Genomic DNA, 17,918 nt, shown 5'->3' with positions numbered 1-17,918 from the left:
TATTTTGACATAAAGCCCACTAAATAGTGAGCAGAATTCTTAGGGATTTAAATGATTTTCCTAAAATGGTACAGGACAGTGAAATTCCACTGTTTGCTCTGTTTCAGGATGGTTAAAACTTAAACGCTCAGCATGTAAACATAAACGCGGCATCAGCTTCTGTTGCTCAGGTGTTGCATACAAAGTATCACCAACAATAGGATGACCTAAATATTGCATATGAACGCGAAGCTGATGTGATCGACCGGTAATAGGAGTTAAAACTACACGTGTTACGGCTTGCCCCTGAATCTCAAAATGTTCAGTGGCTTTCCAATGCGTAAGCGCAGGCTTATTGTGTGCAGGATCGGCAATATGCAGTGGCGGATGTTCTGGGTCATATATGACCGGTACATCGACAGTACCTTCACCTTCGAGCGTACCCGCAACCAATGCCTGATATGTTTTTGAAGTTTGACGTTCTTGGAACTGGCGTGAAATTCGATTTTGCCCTTGACGGGTTAATGCAAAAACCAAAATACCTGAGGTATCACGATCCAAACGATGGATGAGCAAGGTATTCGGTTCAATTTTTAATAATCGATTGATAACACAGTCTTGTAAATCTGCTGTTTTTCCCGGAACTGTGAGTAAACCTGCTGGTTTATGGATCACCATAAAGTCAGTATCACGATGTATCAGGTGTTCGGTTAGAAAATTACTCAAAGTTCAATCCAGTTCTGATCTCGAAAAACAAGGCGGCAATAATAAAAAGCTTAGCCAACAATTACAATGCACAAAGCTATATTTCCCGACGTATTTTCCGATTTAGAACAAAAATAATTCCAATTGGCTTTGTTTAATCTGTATTGAGCAATTTTTCTAGCAATGCTTTTAAACTTGCACCATCTAAAAAGTCTTCATAACGGATGTTTGCACCATTGGCACGCCACAACCCAATTAAGCTGACCATGGCAATGGAATCGAGCCCATAACTGCGTAAATCGATTAAGGGATCTATTTCCAATGCGTCCATATCTAACTGTTCTGCGATAGCCAATAATATGCCTTTGGCCGACAAGACGAATTCCGTTGGCGCTGACAGATTCCAAAGCCGCATCAAATTATAACTACTCATATGATGGATACCTTGGCCTGATATGGAGTCCACCCACAGAATATGCTGTTCCTGATTATTCAGCACAATTGCGTCATCAACAATACAGATTTGCTCTGTCACGCTGTATAGATGCGGCAAGATCTGTTTCAGCATAGGCGTGATTTGCCCTGCAAAGATGAGCTGCGGGTGTGTTGTTGCATATTCACCGAGCTGCTGCATGCCTTGAAGTAAATCATCACCATATAAATCGACAATTGGAATCTCTAAGGCTTTGGCTTTATTGGTCAGTTGGATCAAATTTTCCATCAGCTGCGTATCTTGTATGCCCTGCTGCATGCGTAAATTTTGTAAACCAACCAGCACCAATACCGACTGTGTTGATGACAGCTGCCATTTCGCTTGAGAAGGTGCAAATTGGATTTTTTTAGGCATTGGGTAAAGCATACGGGCTCGGTACAAAACTTATGTTAGAACAACTGTTATGTTACCGCAGAACCGAGTCTCAAAGTGGCTTTCATCTTATGATGATGTACTTGGAGGTGATTTCACTTGTTGGACAACTAAAACTGAAATTTGAAGTGAGCTGCAAATTAACTTTTGTGGTTGAAGCGCCCCATTTTCTTCAACACACCTTCTGAAAAATCACTTTTTCATGCCTGCTCGCCGATTTTTGCATGTAGTTTTTTTTAGATCAATTTGCAGTTCTATAAGAGCTTTTAATTGATCGAAAGCTTGCAATGAAGCTGCGATCAATTGATTTTCCCAGTCGATAATTTGGTTTTGATAAAATCAAATTCAGCACTTAATTCAACAAGTGTTTTTCCGCTTTAATCGCAGCAAATGCTCACTTAGCTTTAAAATCATTTGAATGATTTCTTCTTGGTCCATGTGCCATAAAATACTGATATATTGATGTTTACAACATCATTTAGGGAGACAAATATACTTATGTCAATTGTCCAAATTTCCTGATCCTTCTCTCAACAAATTTAATACTTTTTTGAGGCCAATTGTTTGAGCTACTGTTTGTGGAAACACACCTCTTTTATTTTTTAATAGCTCTACACCCGCTTTAAGCACTTCAAATATGTATGATTGTAGGATCTTTCTTAAAGGGTTGTGTTACACAAAACCGCTTTATAGACCTATTTTTGTCTAGTCTAAAAATTATTAGATCAGCCATAAACAAGAATTTTTATTAAAACCTTAGATTATCACTTATAATTCAACACCTTAGAAACGCCAATTATAAAACAAGTCAATTGCACGCTCTAAAGACTGACTCGCTTCCAAGTACAAACGTTGATTCATTTGATAACGTAAGGTCAGTTTATTCACTGGTGTAAATACCCCGACACCATAACGAATGAATAAGTCAGGTGTGATATAACCCGTCACAGAAACCTGAGTATCATCCCCTGTTCCTTGAGCATCTAGTGCCAAACCACTCAGACCAAATGTACGACCAATTTGGTTGGTCAATGCACGTGTACCACCCAAGCCCATACTAATACCGGCAGCAGCAATCGTGTTGTTCACATCAGAACGGAAACCTTCCGCCTGACTTAAACCTGAACTTCCTTCATTGATACGACCTGTAATTAAGGCATTTAAGGCTTCTTGTTCAGATAGACCTGCATCGTTATACACCTGAATTGCAGGACTTGATGCTGTACCCGTCACACGAACACCAACGGTACTGCCTTGAACGGCTTTATTGGCATCAATATCTAAAGTAGGGTTCGCCAATGGCCCATTAAAACGGGCAATCGCACGGTTCAAGTCCAGACTTTGACCATAAGCTTCGATTTTCACACGCTGAGAAACACCGATTGCACCATTGGCACGCATTGTTGTTTCTAACCCACGTTGTGTCAAATTCAAACGACCAATCAGTGGAATTCGACTATCAAAACCTTGGAAAATCACTTGATTACCAATGTTCACCTGTACGTCAGCGCGAATATCCCAAGGACGTGCCGATTTTAAGATCTCAAGTTGGTTATCACCTTCATGTACCACACGTACATCTGAAGATACCCCAACCACTGTTGCAGAAGATTCCGGCATCGAAATCAATGCGCGCGGCACATCAATTTTACCTTTTAATGTTAATTTCTTACTGAAAGGCAGCACATCTAATGATAAATCAGGCGTTACAACAGCGGTGATCAATGGTGCTTGACGGACCAACATTTCATTACCCGTTAAATTCAACTGGATACGTGGATCATTTTTCCAGTCAATATTTCCGGTTAATTTGCCCACACCACGACCACTATTAAATGCACCATCAATCGTCGCGTGGTTTTGACGTACAGCAGAATACAACTGAATATTGGTCAAGTTCACAGGTAATGAAATCATGCTAATCGAGCCATTTTTCACTCGAATCTCACCATCCATTAAAGGCTGTGACAATGTTCCGCTAATTTTTGCCGCATAAGACACCGTACCGCCCATTGAACGGACATCTTGTATAAATGGTTTTAAGATTTTCAATTGAACTTGGTTAAAGGCCACTTCACCGCGGATCGGTTTATTGGCTTTATACGGATCAATAATAATATTGGCATAACCTGTACCAATATCAGGAGCTTTGGTATCGAGTCGAATTTGTAGCCCTTCAGTGACACTTTTCGCAATCAAACCTACTTCATCATATTTTAAAGTGGATGCTAAATACTGTGGATCTTCAGCCGCTAAACCGAGTAAACCGTCACGAGTCACTAAACGTGCATCAATTTTAGGTTTTGCACCTTTCGCCCAAGACGCTTTCGCATAACCATTCACTTTACCCGTGATCGCCAGGCCTTCAGGCATAAATGCTGCAAAATCATTTAAGTCTAGGTTCTTTGTCACAAAGGATACATTGCCGCGGTTTTTATTCACACGAATCGGCTGATCAAAACATAATTCGCTTTGCTGACTCATCCAACAATGCGCACCGACAAATAAGTCAGACTGTGCCGTGTTATAAATAATAGACGCATTTTGACGCTGTACGAGACGTGTACGCAACGAGTCAAAATCGCCTTTTTGAATCTGACCGAGCCAATTATTTTGTGCGTTGAAACCACCGGCTAACTGCACATAAAATTTTGATAATTTATTTTCAGCACTGACTTTTAATAAATGCGCATTACGTGTACCGGCCAGTGAAATTTGACCTTTCACAATCTCACGGTTGTTACTACGTAAATTATCCATCGTTGCCGTTAATAAACTTGGTGAAGTCGCAGAAGTTGGCAACTCGCCTTGCACCCGTATTTTTTTCACACTGAATAAATTATTAAAAGCAAAATCATCTATTGCGATATTGGCAGATGCTTGCAGTCGTGGTTGTGCTTGAACATTTAAGTAGCCATAAGCACGTCCACGTAGGCCTGCATAAATTTCATATAATGCCGGTGCATTAATTTTCAATTGTAAATTTTGTGCATTACCTGTGGCTTGAATTTGGTTATTGGCATAAGCCAACAGTAAATTATTCGCTTCAAACTGTTTTGGCATAAAACCAGATTGATTTGAATTAATCACCATCGCCAAGTTACCTTGACCACGGACAGGTTTGTTATTGATCATACCTGCCAAATTCAGACGTTCAATTTGAATACGTTTTAGCGTATCTGACCACACACCACTGGTTTTTAAATTTCCAGATAATTCACCCCGTACATTTGAGGCAAAGTAATGCGGCTTAAAATGCACCAGTGATGCATTGATATCCCAACCAATGGCTTTTTGTAGTAAAACTTGTCCATTGGCAGAAATTTTACCTGCCACGCCATCATGACGTAGCTCGGTAATTTTAATGAGTTCTGGGGTACCAAATACTTTGAAAATCAAGCTGCCTTTACTTGCGGCAACTTGGCTTGCATTGAGACCACCATCATAATTCACAGCAAAAGCTTTAAAGCCTCCGCCTTGTTTCTCATCATGGAAAGTCAGCGCAGCAGTAGATTTACCTGTTAAATGTACGGTTTCATTTTGTTGTGCTAGTCGACCTAACAAATCAATATTATTCAGCTGAATAATCTGTTGATTTGGTTTTGCATAACCATTGGCTTTTAATGACCCTGTAATTTGATCGACAGGCGCAGCAGCTACGATGGTTTGCGGATTGAACTGCTGTACTTGTACATTGGCTTGCCATTTCAGCATGCGTTTTTCATCAGGCAATTCTACAACTGCGTTACCTTTGAGCTGACCTTTGTCGGCCACATAACTAAAGGCAGGGACATTGAGATTGTTATTTTTCAGATTCAGTTTGGCTTGATATTGTCCAGCAGGCAGAGCACCTTTTTCATGTCTTGACACGGTGGTCGCCACGTTAATGTTCTGCTGACCTTCTGTAAGCGCCAATTGCACATTGCCCGAATCACTACTCAACCATCCAACATATGGCACTGCACGGTCTATATTTTTCCAAGACACATCCATCAGCATCGGCTGAGCTTTATTATTTTTGGCAGGCGCTTGATCGAGTTTTAAATTCCAAGTTTCATATTGATCGAAATCCACCAACGCCGTCAGGTGCATACCTTTTTCAAGGGTCCCTTTGGACGCAATCTTACTATTTAAACTCACAGGTAGAAAATCTTGAACCACTTGCGGGATCAGCTTATGTTTTGGATTAATTTTATCTAAACGACCGCTTACATCCCAAGTGACCTGATCTTTCCAACTCACCACGCCACCCAAGTTGACAGCGCCGCCCATCACTTGACCATTTAGATTAGTAATATCGAGTTGGTTGACCAAGTCCGTACTCATGAGCGCAGTATATTTCCCCTCAGGAATATTGGCCCCGCTCAGGTCCGTGTCTAAATCTAAATTGAGACGCTGAATATCCCCTTTGAATTTTGCCAGACCATTTTTAGCAAAAAGCTTTTGCTCAGTCAGTAACGGTAAATGATAGTTTTTAAATTTGAGCGCACCAAACATCGGGACATGTGGACGTATCGGATGGACCACAGCCCATCCAGTTAAAAGATCTGGGGTATGAGTTGCCACACCGGCTTGTATCGTATCCAACGATCCTTTAGCCACCACTTGAATATCATGAATGTTCAAGCTTTCACGTAATGAAGGTAAGTTGACTATACCCACAGCATTTAGCGGATACTTGCCTTCAAACTTCATATTCCCAGACGCTTGGCGCACAGACAAATAGCCCATATCCATACGGGTATCTTCAAATTTTAATTCCGTCCCTGACCAAAGCGCTTCATTTAATTCAATGTCATAGAAATCCACACCTGAACTATGGGTTTTAATCAGCATATGATCTAAATCTGCATGATCGACACGAAGGACGAAAGGCAAACGGATTTCACTAAATGCAAAAGGTTTATCGCTAGGTGGGGTCTTGGTAATAATTTGCAGATTTTTAACATCTGCCTTATTTAAATGAATTTCTTTATTAATAATGGCGCGCCAACCGAGTGTAATATCGGCACGGTCAATTTTTACATCGACAGGTTTTAGCGTAACGAGGACATTTCGTAAAATAATGCCCCGCCACAGGTTACCACCTTCATATTCATAGTGAATGATTTGCTGACGTTCCAGAACACGGTCAAGTAAAAACTTACTGCCTTTGTCTGTAGAAAACATGACTGCTAATGCAGCCACCAAAAAGATAAGCACGAACACGAAGGTCAAAATGACACTTCGAAGAATACGACGCTTCTTCGGCAGTTGCTCTACCGGCGTTTCGTTTTCTGGTTCTTGCTGTTCTTGTTCAGTCATAAAAAACACATCACCTAAAAATTATAATTGTGAACCAATAAAGAAATGTAAACGAATTGGTTTGCTGTCGTCAGAAAGTCCGGTAGCCACATCTAAACGAATTGGGCCAATTGGAGAAGCCCAACGTATCCCCACACCTGCGCTATATGCAGTCGGTGTATTGAAGTCTTTATCGTACGCATTACCAAAGTCACTAAAGACCGCAGCACGCCAGCCTTCTTTAAATTGGTAGTTATATTCTAATGAACCCGTTGCCAAGACTTGACCACCAATTTTATAGCCATTTTCTTCGGCAGCTAAACTCTTATAGTCAAAGCCACGAATGGTTTGGTCACCACCGGTAAAGTAGCGTAAGTTATAAGGAACTTTATCAAAGTTCTCTGTCAGAATATAACCTAAATCACTGCGCCCCACGAACTGGTGATTATCATTTTCACCCAATGAATAAATAAAGCGCCAGCCCGCATTCAAGATCGCCATATCAGCATCTGAAAGTAAGCTTTCACTTCCGACTTCAACTTTATAGGTTTGCTTGATCCCTTTACTCGGATTCACACGTTTATCAGAGTCAGTTCGAGAAATTTCATAACCAAACATCAAGGACTGTTGTTCATTGTTGGTATTCACCAAGAATGCATCTGGAATGTCATCACTAGGACTTAGACCGTCATCGGTAATACGGTCCAAACGGTAACGTAAACCAAAAGTATGCTGCCAACTACCACGTGGGTTTTTAATAATCCGGTCAACCCCAGCTACAGCAGACTCAATCGAAAGATTAACACCCTGACCGACATCGTCACGTTCTTCACGCTCATAACCACCAACCAAACTGACATAGTCATTTAATGGATGGTTATATGGGATGTTATAGCGACCATCAATCGATTGACGGATTTTGGATACTTCCATGTTGGCGTCAAAAGAATGACCACGTTTGTTTACAATGGCACGACGATACTGGCCACGAACACGTGTACCAGTGTCGGTACCAAAACCAGCACCAATTTCTGCACTATTCAACTTATCTGCATTTAGTGTCACGATCACAGGGACTTTTTTATCTTCACGTGCTTGCGCTTTTAAACGTTCTTGTTCTGCTTGTTTAGCATCTTGCGTATCTTGCAAACTGCGTAATTTAGAGGATTGCTCTGCATCATTCACCCCCGCAAATTGGTCTTCATCAACCACTTTTTGCGTGACTTCCTTATTCGACATCACTTCCGTTTTGTCTTTCACTACTTGTGAACTTTCTGACAACTGATTTTGATCGACCAAGGTTTGAATATCCGGGGGCAGTTCAAGTGGCTTTTCAATCGGGTCTGGTCGAATTGCATCGACTAGCGTGTAGTTAAAATAGCGAGAGTTGGTCAGGTTATTGGCCAAACCATTCACACGCCAGAAAGTATAGTCAGCACCGTCTTTCCACGTCACCAAGCTTTCTAAAATATCGCGATCCAATGGAAACTCTGCATTCGGATCGCTCATTCTAAATTCAACTGCGCCAAGCTTATAACGCTCGCCCGTCTCAAAGCGCAAATTAATATCGGCAGTATTTTGCGGTTGCGCCACTTTTACATCATGTAAACGCCAATACGAGTCGAAGTAACCGTTATTGGTCGCTGCCTCATTGATTCGGCTTTTCGTGGTTTCGTATTTACCATGATTAAGAATGTCACCTTCTTCCTGATCTGGTAATACACCAATCACCTGAAACTGAGCTTGGTTCGCCCCAGCCCCAGAAAATTCAACATTCTGTTTTTCAATTTGCACAGGCGTATTTGGTGTAACCAATACACGAACTTTACTATCAGACACTTTTTCAAACTTGAATTCTGACTGATAGAAACCCACAGCTTGTGCGGCTTGATTGGACAAGCTACGTAATTGAGGTAAAGCCGATGGAAAATCGCTAAAGGATTCTTGGGTAAAACTTGAAAGCTTGCCTTTAATATTGGCTTTGAGATCTTCCAGTGCCGCACCGTAGGCTTTACTCGACGTTTGACTGGTATTATGTGCTGATGTAATTTCAACATCCGCACTAATTCGTGGCACTTTTGCCGTGTTCATCTGACGTGGCGGACGTACTTTATATAATAAGCGCTTGAAAATACCCGGCTCTGCATCATCCTCAACTGTTGGGTTATGCAGCTCTTGCAGAGTATTGGCATTTTCATTTCGTGTCGCGGTAATTTCATTATCCGAACGAATTTCACCCATGAGCTGATCAATATTGACTGGCGCTTGGTTAATTTCCGTTAACTCTTTTTGGGTAATATCTGCAACAGCAACTTCTGTTTGCTGTGTTGCACGGTACTCCTGCGCTTGACGTTTGGCTTCTTCAGCAACTTGGAAGATTTCATTCGCCATGTTTTGATCAACAGGTGTCACGGGTAAGTTTTCTAAATCTTCAAACTCAATGGGTTTAAATTCTTGTAGTTGAGTTCCTGCTTGCTGCTGTTCTTGCAGCATTTTCATGCTATCAACAGATTCTTCTGGTTCATTTATATTTTCAATTTTTTCAATTGCTTCAGGCGTCGATAGCCCTTGCTTTACAGCCTCATCCTTGATTTCAGCAACAATCTCTGCTTTTGTATCGGTAGATGTTGGAACCGTTTCTGCGGGAGTTTGGGCGAAACTATGCTGAGCACACAAGGTCAAAAAGATGCTCATATATAGACTTTTATTGCTATGATGCTGTCGTATGCAGTGAGCCATACTGTGATGAAGCATTGTTTTTTTAAACTTGATTTTTGCAGGCATAGCAAACTCTAACAAATTTCATTATGTAATGGACTTAGTCAATCAGATGTAGAGCTAAAGATCTTATATCTATTGGTTTTTCGCCATCCCCAAACTCAAAAACATATTACATGATTTTTTTAGAGATTTTACCAATCACTCACATTTCTTAATAAAACTTAATGTAGCAAGACGCTTATGAATAACAACGAACATCTGCTAGGTACACGCCGTTTCCTGCCTATGTTTTTGACCCAATTTTTTGGGGCGCTCAATGACAATGTCTATAAACAGGCTTTACTACTCGTTATCACTTATGGACTAATTCAACAGCAAGCATTTCAAGTAAGTACGCTTACAAATCTAGCTCAACTACTTTTTATTTTACCCTACTTTATATTTTCAGCGACAGCGGGACAGATCGCAGATCGGTTTGAACGTTCACAACTTATCCGTGGTATCAAAATTTTAGAAATTATCATCATGATGATTGGGAGTTTGGGCTTCATTACAGGACATATTTGGTTATTGTTATTGGCACTCTTTATGATGGGAATCCATTCCACCTTCTTTGGTCCAATCAAATATGCCATTTTGCCTGAAATTTTAAAGCCAAATGAACTCATGTCTGGAAATGCCTTATTCCAATCTGGTACATCCATGGCAATTTTGATCGGTATGATTTTAGGTGGAACTGTCATTGCATCTTCAAATGGCAATCTCACTTGGATCAGCCTGACAGTCTTAAGCATTGCTATTTTGGGTTATATCTCAAGTCGTTTTATCCTTAAGCAAAATGTGACTGCCCCAGATTTAAAGATCGACTGGAATTTTTTTCGAACAAGTTATCAAACCATCAAATACGCTAAAAGCTTGCCTTTAGTCTTCACAATTTTACTCGGTAATTCATGGTATTGGTTTTATGGTGCGGCTTATCTAACTCAAATTCCTCAAATGACCCAGCAATACCTGCATGCTTCAGAAAATGTTGTGAGTCTGTTACTCACTTTCTTTTCTGTGGGTGTTGGCGTCGGCTCATTGCTATGTCGCAGACTTGGTGGAAGTCAGGTCAATATTAAAATGGTGCCGATTGGTGCTGTGGGTTTAACTGTTTTTGCACTTTATTTGGCTGCAAGCTTAAGTTTTGTACCCGAACATACAGGTCCATTAATCACCCTTTCTGAAGTTTTCAGTCAAGGTTGGAGTTATTACCATGTCATGATTGCAGTGACGCTATTGGGAATCAGTGGTGGTTTTTATATCGTTCCGCTCTATGCGATGATGCAAGCTTATTCACCTCGCTCACATCGTGCACGAGTAGTTGCCGCTAATAACATCTTAAATGCGGTATTTATGGTATCTTCTGCTTTATTCTGTATTATTATTTTGAGCATATTACAGATTGATATTAAAATACTTTTTTGTATAACTGCAGTGCTCAGTGCAATTTTTTGTATTTGGCTGCTATTACGCATCAAACCTTTGCTTCAAACTACGCAAGTCTCTCTGGAGGATTAATCCATGCGTCAATTTACAGGTGTCGACAAACTTATTCACTCATTTGATCAGGCCTTACGTAGTTTAGTTCCCGGAGCAACGGCTGCACATCGTGAAAATCCGTCTGTCGCTGAAAAGACTCAACTTGCAGTCAGCGAAGCACGCCATGTGGCAGGCCTAATGCGGGTCAACCATAGTGGTGAAGTTTGTGCTCAAGCGCTTTATCATGGCCAAGCCCTCACCGCGAAACTTCCAAATGTACGCCGTGAAATGGAACAAGCTGCGATTGAAGAACAAGATCATTTGGCTTGGTGTGAAGACCGCTTAAAAGAATTAGACAGCCATACCAGTCTGCTCAACCCTGTTTGGTACGGCCTTTCTTTTGGGATGGGTGCATTGGCAGGTATTGCCGGTGATCAATACAGCCTAGGTTTTGTCGCTGAAACTGAGCGTCAAGTGAGCCTGCATTTAGAAGATCACATCCGCCAACTTCCTGAACAAGACGAACGTTCACGTAAAATCTTAGTGCAAATGAATGAAGATGAGCTGCATCACCGTGATACAGCACTCAATGCAGGTGGTGTAGACCTTCCTGTTCCAGTTCGTATTGCCATGACTGGTATTTCAAAGCTGATGACCAAAACCAGTTATTACATTTAATGATTTTCTAATGATTGTCGCTAAGTTTTATAAATAGTGAAAAAAAAGCCTGCAATGATGCAGGCTTTTTTATGAGAAATCTTTTGACTTTAATACAATAATTCCTTCACCATCAAAACAGTTTATAGGCTGCCATCGACTTGGTGTAAACCAATCAAAATTCAAACTATAACGTTGTGCAGTGGACGGATAACCTGATCCCCCTAATTCAAGCAGCCATCCTGCCGGACAAATTACTTTTTGGTTATTCATCATAACGGTTTGATCATGTGCCAACTCAAGCAATAAATGGCGATGCAGCTCAAATGCAATAACATCAAATCCAGCTATTTGAATCGGCTGTGGAAAACGAGCCGATGTCAAACCTTGACGAATATCAGTCATCTGTTCCAGAGTATAATCGGTTTCAAATGATCGGTTAATCCACGTGCCTTCAGGCAGTACAACCTCTCCAAAGTTTAAGGGTTCCTGCAACTGTATATGAATTTTCTTTTGATGCTGCCACTCTGCATAGTCAGAACTAAGATCTGAAATCACGAACAATCCCAGCGTTACTGCAACAAATAAAGGGAAAAACAATACGCCAGATAAACCAATTTTAAGTACCGCATTTACTTTATATGGTCGATTTTTTTGCTTTTTATACCAATTATTCCAACTCAACCAAATCGCAATGACAATAAATAGCACCAAAATCGCAAAGCAAATAATAAGGAAACCTCCCGCACCCGCACCATAACCTAAACCCATATTGCTCTCACTGAATATCCTTTTAAATCTTTTGATTATGTTTTGACGATTTTATCAGATCAGCCACGTTCACTTTATCAATGTTGATGATGCTTACGCCACTACTTCAACACCGTATAGAACACACGTAAAAATACGATACATAATACAACGGCAATAACGATGTAAATATCTTGATGATAAGACAACATTTTCGCCCAAAACAGATGTAAATAATGACTCATTTGAAAGCCAATCGTTGCGACCAACATCGCCCAAATAAAACAGGCAACCAGATTAATCAGCACATATTTCCAAATAGGATAAGCACGCACACCAACTGCAATAGGTAAAATAGTTCTAAAACCCAAGCAAAGCGCATAAATAAAATGGTCAAAATAGGATAACGTTCAATAAACTGGCTCGCACGATCGAATTTTTGTGCAAATACCGCATTTGATTGGATAAGTTTTTACCCATAGCGAGCGCCCATTTGATAATAAAATTGATCGCCAATAAAACTGCCCAACATCGCCACTGCAATCAACATTGGAAAATGAAGTATGTGTTGATGGACGGCATAGGCGCCAATCATCAGCACTGTTTCTCCTTCAAACAATGTGCCAATAAAAATCGCAATATAGCCATAGTGCTGAATCAGATCAGTCCAGTTCATATCATTATTTTGAAGCTAAAAAGATAATGTAATCCTGCGACAGCCTATACGCTAGCTCATACCATGACAGGATTTGAATATTTTTGTTATTGTTTATCTAGCGTATTTAGGTCAGTTTGAAATATCACTCATGTGCATTGAAAACATTTCGTTTCATTCGCTCAATCCACTAAAACTTTTTGGCAACTCACCATAGGAAATTGATGTGCTGGATGTTCAAACATCTCATTTTTCCAAATGTCGAACATTGGTATTTTAACATCGAGTGCTAAAGGCAGTTTTTTCGGATTAAATTGCATGTGCGCTAAGCTTTCGCCCCACGCGATCAGATCCAGATCCAAAGCGATATTATGAGACGGACGAACACGACCTGAGTCTGCTTCCATTTTTTTCAGTAAGGTGCTGATTTCATCTACAGATAAACTGCTTTTCACCAAACAAGCTGCATTCCAATAATCCGCCCCAATGCCATCACGACAAGGAATCACATAAATTTTGGAAAATTCAACATGACCCAAAGCCTGAATTTGACGTAAAGCCTGTTGAAAATGCGGCTTGGGATTGAAATTACTCGCCAGAGCTAGGGCGAAAATCGTTTCGGTGGCGTTCAAGACGAATTCCTACAGAATTGGCTTGCGCGATAATGGCAGGCTTCCGGATGCTAATCATAATAGATTCAATGCTGTCATAGGTAGCAAAAAGTGCATCAATCACCAGTTTTGCTGCATGTTCGATCAATTTAGGTTGAGCAGTTTGAATGACTTTGGCTGATATTTCGCAAATTTCAGCATAATTCAAGGTATCTTCAAGCTCATCTGACTGAGCCGCCTGCGCTAAACTGGTTTGAATATTGAGGTCGAGCATCAAAGGCTGAATAATCTGACGCTCCCAATTGAAACAGCCGACTACAGTTTCAACTTTCAAACCTTCAATGATAATTGCGTCCATTCTTACACTCAAAATAAAATCTTAAACATCGATAAAATCCTCCTGTTTAAGCAAGAGGATTTTATTTATATCTTGCGGCTAAATTATTGCTTCAACAATAAATTAGGATCCATAGTCTGCACCATCTGAATACGCTGGTCTGCATAAATATCGGTATATGGCGCAAGGATGCGCATAAAGCGATCGAAGTACAACATTTGTTTGAATAATAAAGCGAAGTCACGTGGGAAGCGAATACCATGACGCTCTCCGACTTGTACCATATCCATCATGATGTCATTCAAATCGGCAGGATTCGAGGTTAATAACTCTTGCGGATCGGCCAAAAGCACACCGCTAAATAAGCGCTCTAAGTCGGCAGCTAAGACTTGTGTGTCAATTTTGACAGCCGTCATGCCCATTTTCAGCATATTTTCAGCCATCAAGTTGTAGTCAGTTTTTTGTAGGGCATCCATAAACGCAATACATGCTGTCCACACTTCAGGTTTCAACTGGCCCACGATACCAAAATCGATGAATCCAACTCGACCATCTTCAAGCAACATCAGGTTGCCTGCATGTAAGTCTGCATGGAAACTATTACATAACATCAAGCTGCCAAACCATGTATTCATCGCTGTCACCAAAACTTGCGATGGATCTTTAGCGACTTTCTTGACCACATCAAAATCGGTCAATGGTACGCCGTATAAACGCTCCATGGTTAAGACGCGACGTGTTGAATATTGGTGATAAACTTTTGGTGCTGTTGCGGCTTTGTTTTGAGTTACATTCAGATAGTTCACAAAGTCATCAAGATTTTGAGCTTCTTCAATAAAGTCCACCTCACGTACCATGCGAACTTTAATTTCTTCAACGATATCTGCAAGTGAAGCAAATTTGACTTTGGGTACAGCTTTTTCGACCAGTTTAGTAGCCCAATGTAAGACGTTTAAATCTGTATAGAGAATCGTCTCGACACCCGGTTTTTGCACCTTAATAACAACATTTTCACCACTGACCAATTTAGCGGCATGCACCTGTGCAATCGATGCAGAAGCCAAAGGCTTTTCATCAATTGAAGCAAATATTTCATCTAAATTACGGCCAGCAAATTCTGAAGCCAATACCTGCTGCACATAACTAAACGGCAATGAAGGTGTCTGATCTAAACAACCTTGAAACTCTTCGACATATTCACGTGGAAATAAAGAAGGTGTACTGGCAATAAATTGACCCAATTTAATATAGGTTGAACCCAGTGATTCAAAAGTTTCACGCATGAGTTTTGCGTTACTTGGTTTTTCAGTTGCAAATTTAAAGCCGGCTTTTGCCGCAACGACTGCGGTCTCACCCATTCGGGCAACCGAGCGAATTCCATCTAACCAGATATTGTTTTTCATAATGTCTTAGAAAAAAATAATTAACGTGAGTGTAGCAAAAAAATAAGGGCTTGCTGCTTTATCTTGCCTGACAGATTGGACAATCGGGATCTATTTCAAAAGCGAGAATTTTTTGTTTCATTGACAGACCATCCCACAACAAAAGTTTTTGTTTCAATACTGTCTTTCCTAAACCCAAATAAAGCAAAGCATGATGAGCTTGCAAACTTGCCATAACATTTGGTGTAGTTGCAAGTACACCTGAGTCTGCACAGCGCAAACTTTCATTGGCATGCTGTTCTTTTGGAAATAAACATTCATAACAGGCAGCATCGGCTTCAACCATAAATAACTGCCCTTGAAAGCCGATCGCTGAAGCACTAATCAGCGCCACATTATTTTCCACACAGCTTGTGTTAACCAAATACCGTGTACTGAAATTATCACAACCGTCGAGAACCAAATCTTGTTGTGAAATCAACGCCTTTGCGTTGCTTTCATCTAATTTTGTGGTATAGCTTTGCACTCGGATATGCGGGTTAATCGCTTGTAAGCGTTTAGCCAAAATTTCCGATTTATAAAAACCTACGTCATTTTTGGTATACGCGATTTGTCGTTGTAAATTACTGATTTCAATTCGATCTGCATCGATTAAAGTAATTTGTCCGACGCCTGCACGTGCCAATAATTCGGCTGTGGTACACCCAATTCCACCACACCCTACGATGAGTACATTGGCAAGTTTTAGCTTCTCTTGTGCATCGATGTCCCATCCATCAAGTAATATTTGACGGCTGTATAAATGCATTTCATCATCACTTAATTCAAATTCAGATGTTGATTCATTCGATTTAAACGTAGACAAAGTATTTCCTTATTAAAATTCGTCAAGCATAAAAAATGGGCGAGTTTATATCGCACGCAAAAGATTAAAACACCGATATCCATCAAATGTTGTTCGAGTACAAACCCGAAACAGTGTAAAAACACCCTGCTATTTGAGCAAGACAATATACAGCTTAAAGTTAAAATAAATGCTCTGTAGACATGGTATTTTTCTTAGTTAACCCGAATCCTTTTTAAGCCAATGACTGCATAATTTGAATTGTGGGCTTATGCTGCTGAGTTAATTGGTATGCACATAGTGATGCGTAAATACCACTTAAAAAGCCTGAGATACTTCTAGCTCTACTCGTCACCAAATTGTATTGACCTTTCAATAAGCTGAATAACGTTTCTATTTTATTACGTTGTTTTAAGTGATATGCATCTGATGTACAGAGTTGAACAGACCGCATGTTCTTTCGATGATAAGTAATTAAATCAATACCTTGTTCTTTTAATCTGTTTTTTAAATCCTGACTGATATAACCACGATCCGCGTAAAGCTTTGCTTCCAAGCCTTCAACCAAATGCTCAACCATTCTTATGTCAGCCACATGTCCATTGGATAATGCTGAACAAACGACTTCTCCAAGTTGATTCATCATAATATGTAATTTACAGCCGTAGAACCAACCCATCGAGCTTTTACCACGAGATGCAATTTCTGCTAGAGATTTATGGCGTTGAATTCGTTGATTTTTACAGACAGGTAAAGTGGTTGAGTCAATCCATAAATATTGGCTCCGTTGACCTTTCATTAAGGCTACATGTAAAGCATGTAGTGCCAACTGGTGCGTATTAATGAGGTGAATCAGCCGTTGGTAACAGGGTAAGCTCTTAAATAAAGAGCTTTTATCCTGCCTTAGCCATGTGAAAAATGCTTTGAAATTAGTGAAATGAGAGCATTTATACCAAATAGCAATAAAGGTGATTTCTGAAAGACTCAAGTGAGCCGCTCGAATTCTTGAGAAACGATGGCTTTGCTTAAGGAATTGCCAATAAGTTGCTTCAAATTTAAGAAAGAAATCATCAATTACGCAAAATAATTCGGTACTATTAAACATGAGGATAGAGTTGTGAGTTTTGTGTGGTAACTCAACTGATGGCTCTAGTCCTCATATTTTTCAAGTCAATTTCTTATCCGCGATTCGGGTTAGTTAGCGTATCTTCAATTACACAATTTAAAATACAGTATCTCAAACACCTTAGTATGTAGAAACATCATAGAGGTATAGCGTATACATGTTTTAAAAATAATAAATATAGTTATATTTTTAACCATATTTAGTTGCACTAGAGCTGCTTACATTAGATTCATTTTAATGATTCTTTTCTACCTTAGCCTCAAAAAATAAAACTTAATTCAAGACATTTTAAGCGTTTATGTATGCAAAGAGATTTAATCCGTAGGTATATGTATGAATTCAGTGAGAATTAAATTAGATCTCTTTCATAAATCAAAAAACGATCTTCTTTTTGGTTAATATTTGCACTCCGGATTTCTTAGCATTCGTGCATAATCTGCGGATGAAATACATCGATTCAAACAAGCTTTCTGATCCTCAGT

The 17,918-nt window shown here is 40.0% G+C and carries 14 protein-coding genes and 1 pseudogene; 2 read left to right on the top strand and 13 right to left on the bottom strand.

Features of this window, described 5'->3' with window-relative positions; all coding sequences use genetic code 11:
- Positions 1 to 60: 60 nt before the first annotated feature.
- The 5 genes and pseudogenes from FTU79_RS02845 to FTU79_RS02830 form a co-directional block, all read right to left on the bottom strand.
- Complete coding sequence (locus FTU79_RS02845; RefSeq protein ID WP_180007926.1) at positions 61 to 705, bottom strand: RluA family pseudouridine synthase; 645 nt, start codon at positions 703 to 705, stop codon at positions 61 to 63.
- A 133-nt stretch (positions 706 to 838) separates the two neighbouring features.
- Positions 839 to 1,543 (bottom strand): phosphopantetheine-binding protein, encoded by a 705-nt coding sequence (locus FTU79_RS02840; protein ID WP_180007925.1) that lies wholly within the window; start codon positions 1,541 to 1,543, stop codon positions 839 to 841.
- Positions 1,544 to 1,663: 120 nt separating this feature from the next.
- Positions 1,664 to 1,994, bottom strand: a pseudogene (locus FTU79_RS16495) (IS3 family transposase); the annotation flags it as partial.
- Between the two features lie 338 nt (positions 1,995 to 2,332).
- Positions 2,333 to 6,853 (bottom strand): translocation/assembly module TamB domain-containing protein, encoded by a 4,521-nt coding sequence (locus FTU79_RS02835; protein WP_180048878.1) that lies wholly within the window; start codon positions 6,851 to 6,853, stop codon positions 2,333 to 2,335.
- A 21-nt stretch (positions 6,854 to 6,874) separates the two neighbouring features.
- The gene (locus FTU79_RS02830; protein ID WP_180048877.1) at positions 6,875 to 9,616 is read right to left on the bottom strand and encodes an autotransporter assembly complex family protein; all 2,742 of its coding nucleotides are present in this window, start codon (positions 9,614 to 9,616) and stop codon (positions 6,875 to 6,877) included.
- 177 nt (positions 9,617 to 9,793) lie between these two features.
- Here FTU79_RS02830 and FTU79_RS02825 point away from each other — a divergent pair, with 177 nt between their 5' ends.
- Together FTU79_RS02825 and coq7 are read left to right on the top strand one after the other, a co-directional pair.
- Positions 9,794 to 11,113, top strand: coding sequence for an MFS transporter (locus FTU79_RS02825; RefSeq protein WP_180040384.1), 1,320 nt, complete (start codon positions 9,794 to 9,796; stop codon positions 11,111 to 11,113).
- Between the two features lie 3 nt (positions 11,114 to 11,116).
- Positions 11,117 to 11,752 (top strand): 2-polyprenyl-3-methyl-6-methoxy-1,4-benzoquinone monooxygenase, encoded by a 636-nt coding sequence (gene coq7, locus FTU79_RS02820; protein ID WP_168377720.1) that lies wholly within the window; start codon positions 11,117 to 11,119, stop codon positions 11,750 to 11,752.
- Between the two features lie 69 nt (positions 11,753 to 11,821).
- Here coq7 and FTU79_RS02815 read toward each other — a convergent pair whose 3' ends face one another.
- The 8 genes from FTU79_RS02815 to FTU79_RS02785 form a co-directional block, all read right to left on the bottom strand.
- On the bottom strand, positions 11,822 to 12,502 hold the full coding sequence (locus FTU79_RS02815; RefSeq protein ID WP_180048876.1) for a hypothetical protein: 681 nt from the start codon (positions 12,500 to 12,502) through the stop codon (positions 11,822 to 11,824).
- 101 nt (positions 12,503 to 12,603) lie between these two features.
- Positions 12,604 to 12,852: a hypothetical protein gene (locus FTU79_RS16490; protein ID WP_257224239.1), complete on the bottom strand. Its 249-nt coding sequence runs from the start codon at positions 12,850 to 12,852 to the stop codon at positions 12,604 to 12,606.
- A gap of 101 nt (positions 12,853 to 12,953) precedes the next feature.
- Positions 12,954 to 13,157: a DedA family protein gene (locus FTU79_RS16485; protein ID WP_257224238.1), complete on the bottom strand. Its 204-nt coding sequence runs from the start codon at positions 13,155 to 13,157 to the stop codon at positions 12,954 to 12,956.
- A gap of 161 nt (positions 13,158 to 13,318) precedes the next feature.
- Entirely contained in the window at positions 13,319 to 13,768 is a 450-nt protein-coding gene (locus tag FTU79_RS02805) for a 2-amino-4-hydroxy-6-hydroxymethyldihydropteridine diphosphokinase (RefSeq protein WP_078193947.1), read from the bottom strand.
- Positions 13,725 to 14,105, bottom strand: a complete 381-nt coding sequence (folB, locus tag FTU79_RS02800; RefSeq protein ID WP_180004951.1) for a dihydroneopterin aldolase — start codon at positions 14,103 to 14,105, stop codon at positions 13,725 to 13,727. Before folB ends, FTU79_RS02805 begins: the two co-directional genes overlap by 44 nt.
- An 83-nt stretch (positions 14,106 to 14,188) precedes the next feature.
- Positions 14,189 to 15,487, bottom strand: a complete 1,299-nt coding sequence (locus FTU79_RS02795; protein WP_180027033.1) for an AarF/ABC1/UbiB kinase family protein — start codon at positions 15,485 to 15,487, stop codon at positions 14,189 to 14,191.
- Between the two features lie 58 nt (positions 15,488 to 15,545).
- On the bottom strand, positions 15,546 to 16,274 hold the full coding sequence (locus tag FTU79_RS02790; protein WP_180027057.1) for a HesA/MoeB/ThiF family protein: 729 nt from the start codon (positions 16,272 to 16,274) through the stop codon (positions 15,546 to 15,548).
- Positions 16,275 to 16,545: 271 nt separating this feature from the next.
- A complete protein-coding gene (locus FTU79_RS02785) occupies positions 16,546 to 17,415 on the bottom strand; it encodes an IS982 family transposase (RefSeq protein WP_180048875.1) in 870 nt (289 codons plus the stop codon).
- Positions 17,416 to 17,918 lie beyond the last annotated feature (503 nt).

Origin of the sequence: Acinetobacter sp. YH12144 (genome assembly GCF_013418345.1) — a bacterium.
Classification (GTDB): Bacteria; Pseudomonadota; Gammaproteobacteria; order Pseudomonadales; family Moraxellaceae; genus Acinetobacter; species Acinetobacter amyesii.
This window is presented reverse-complemented; position numbering and strand designations above follow the sequence as displayed.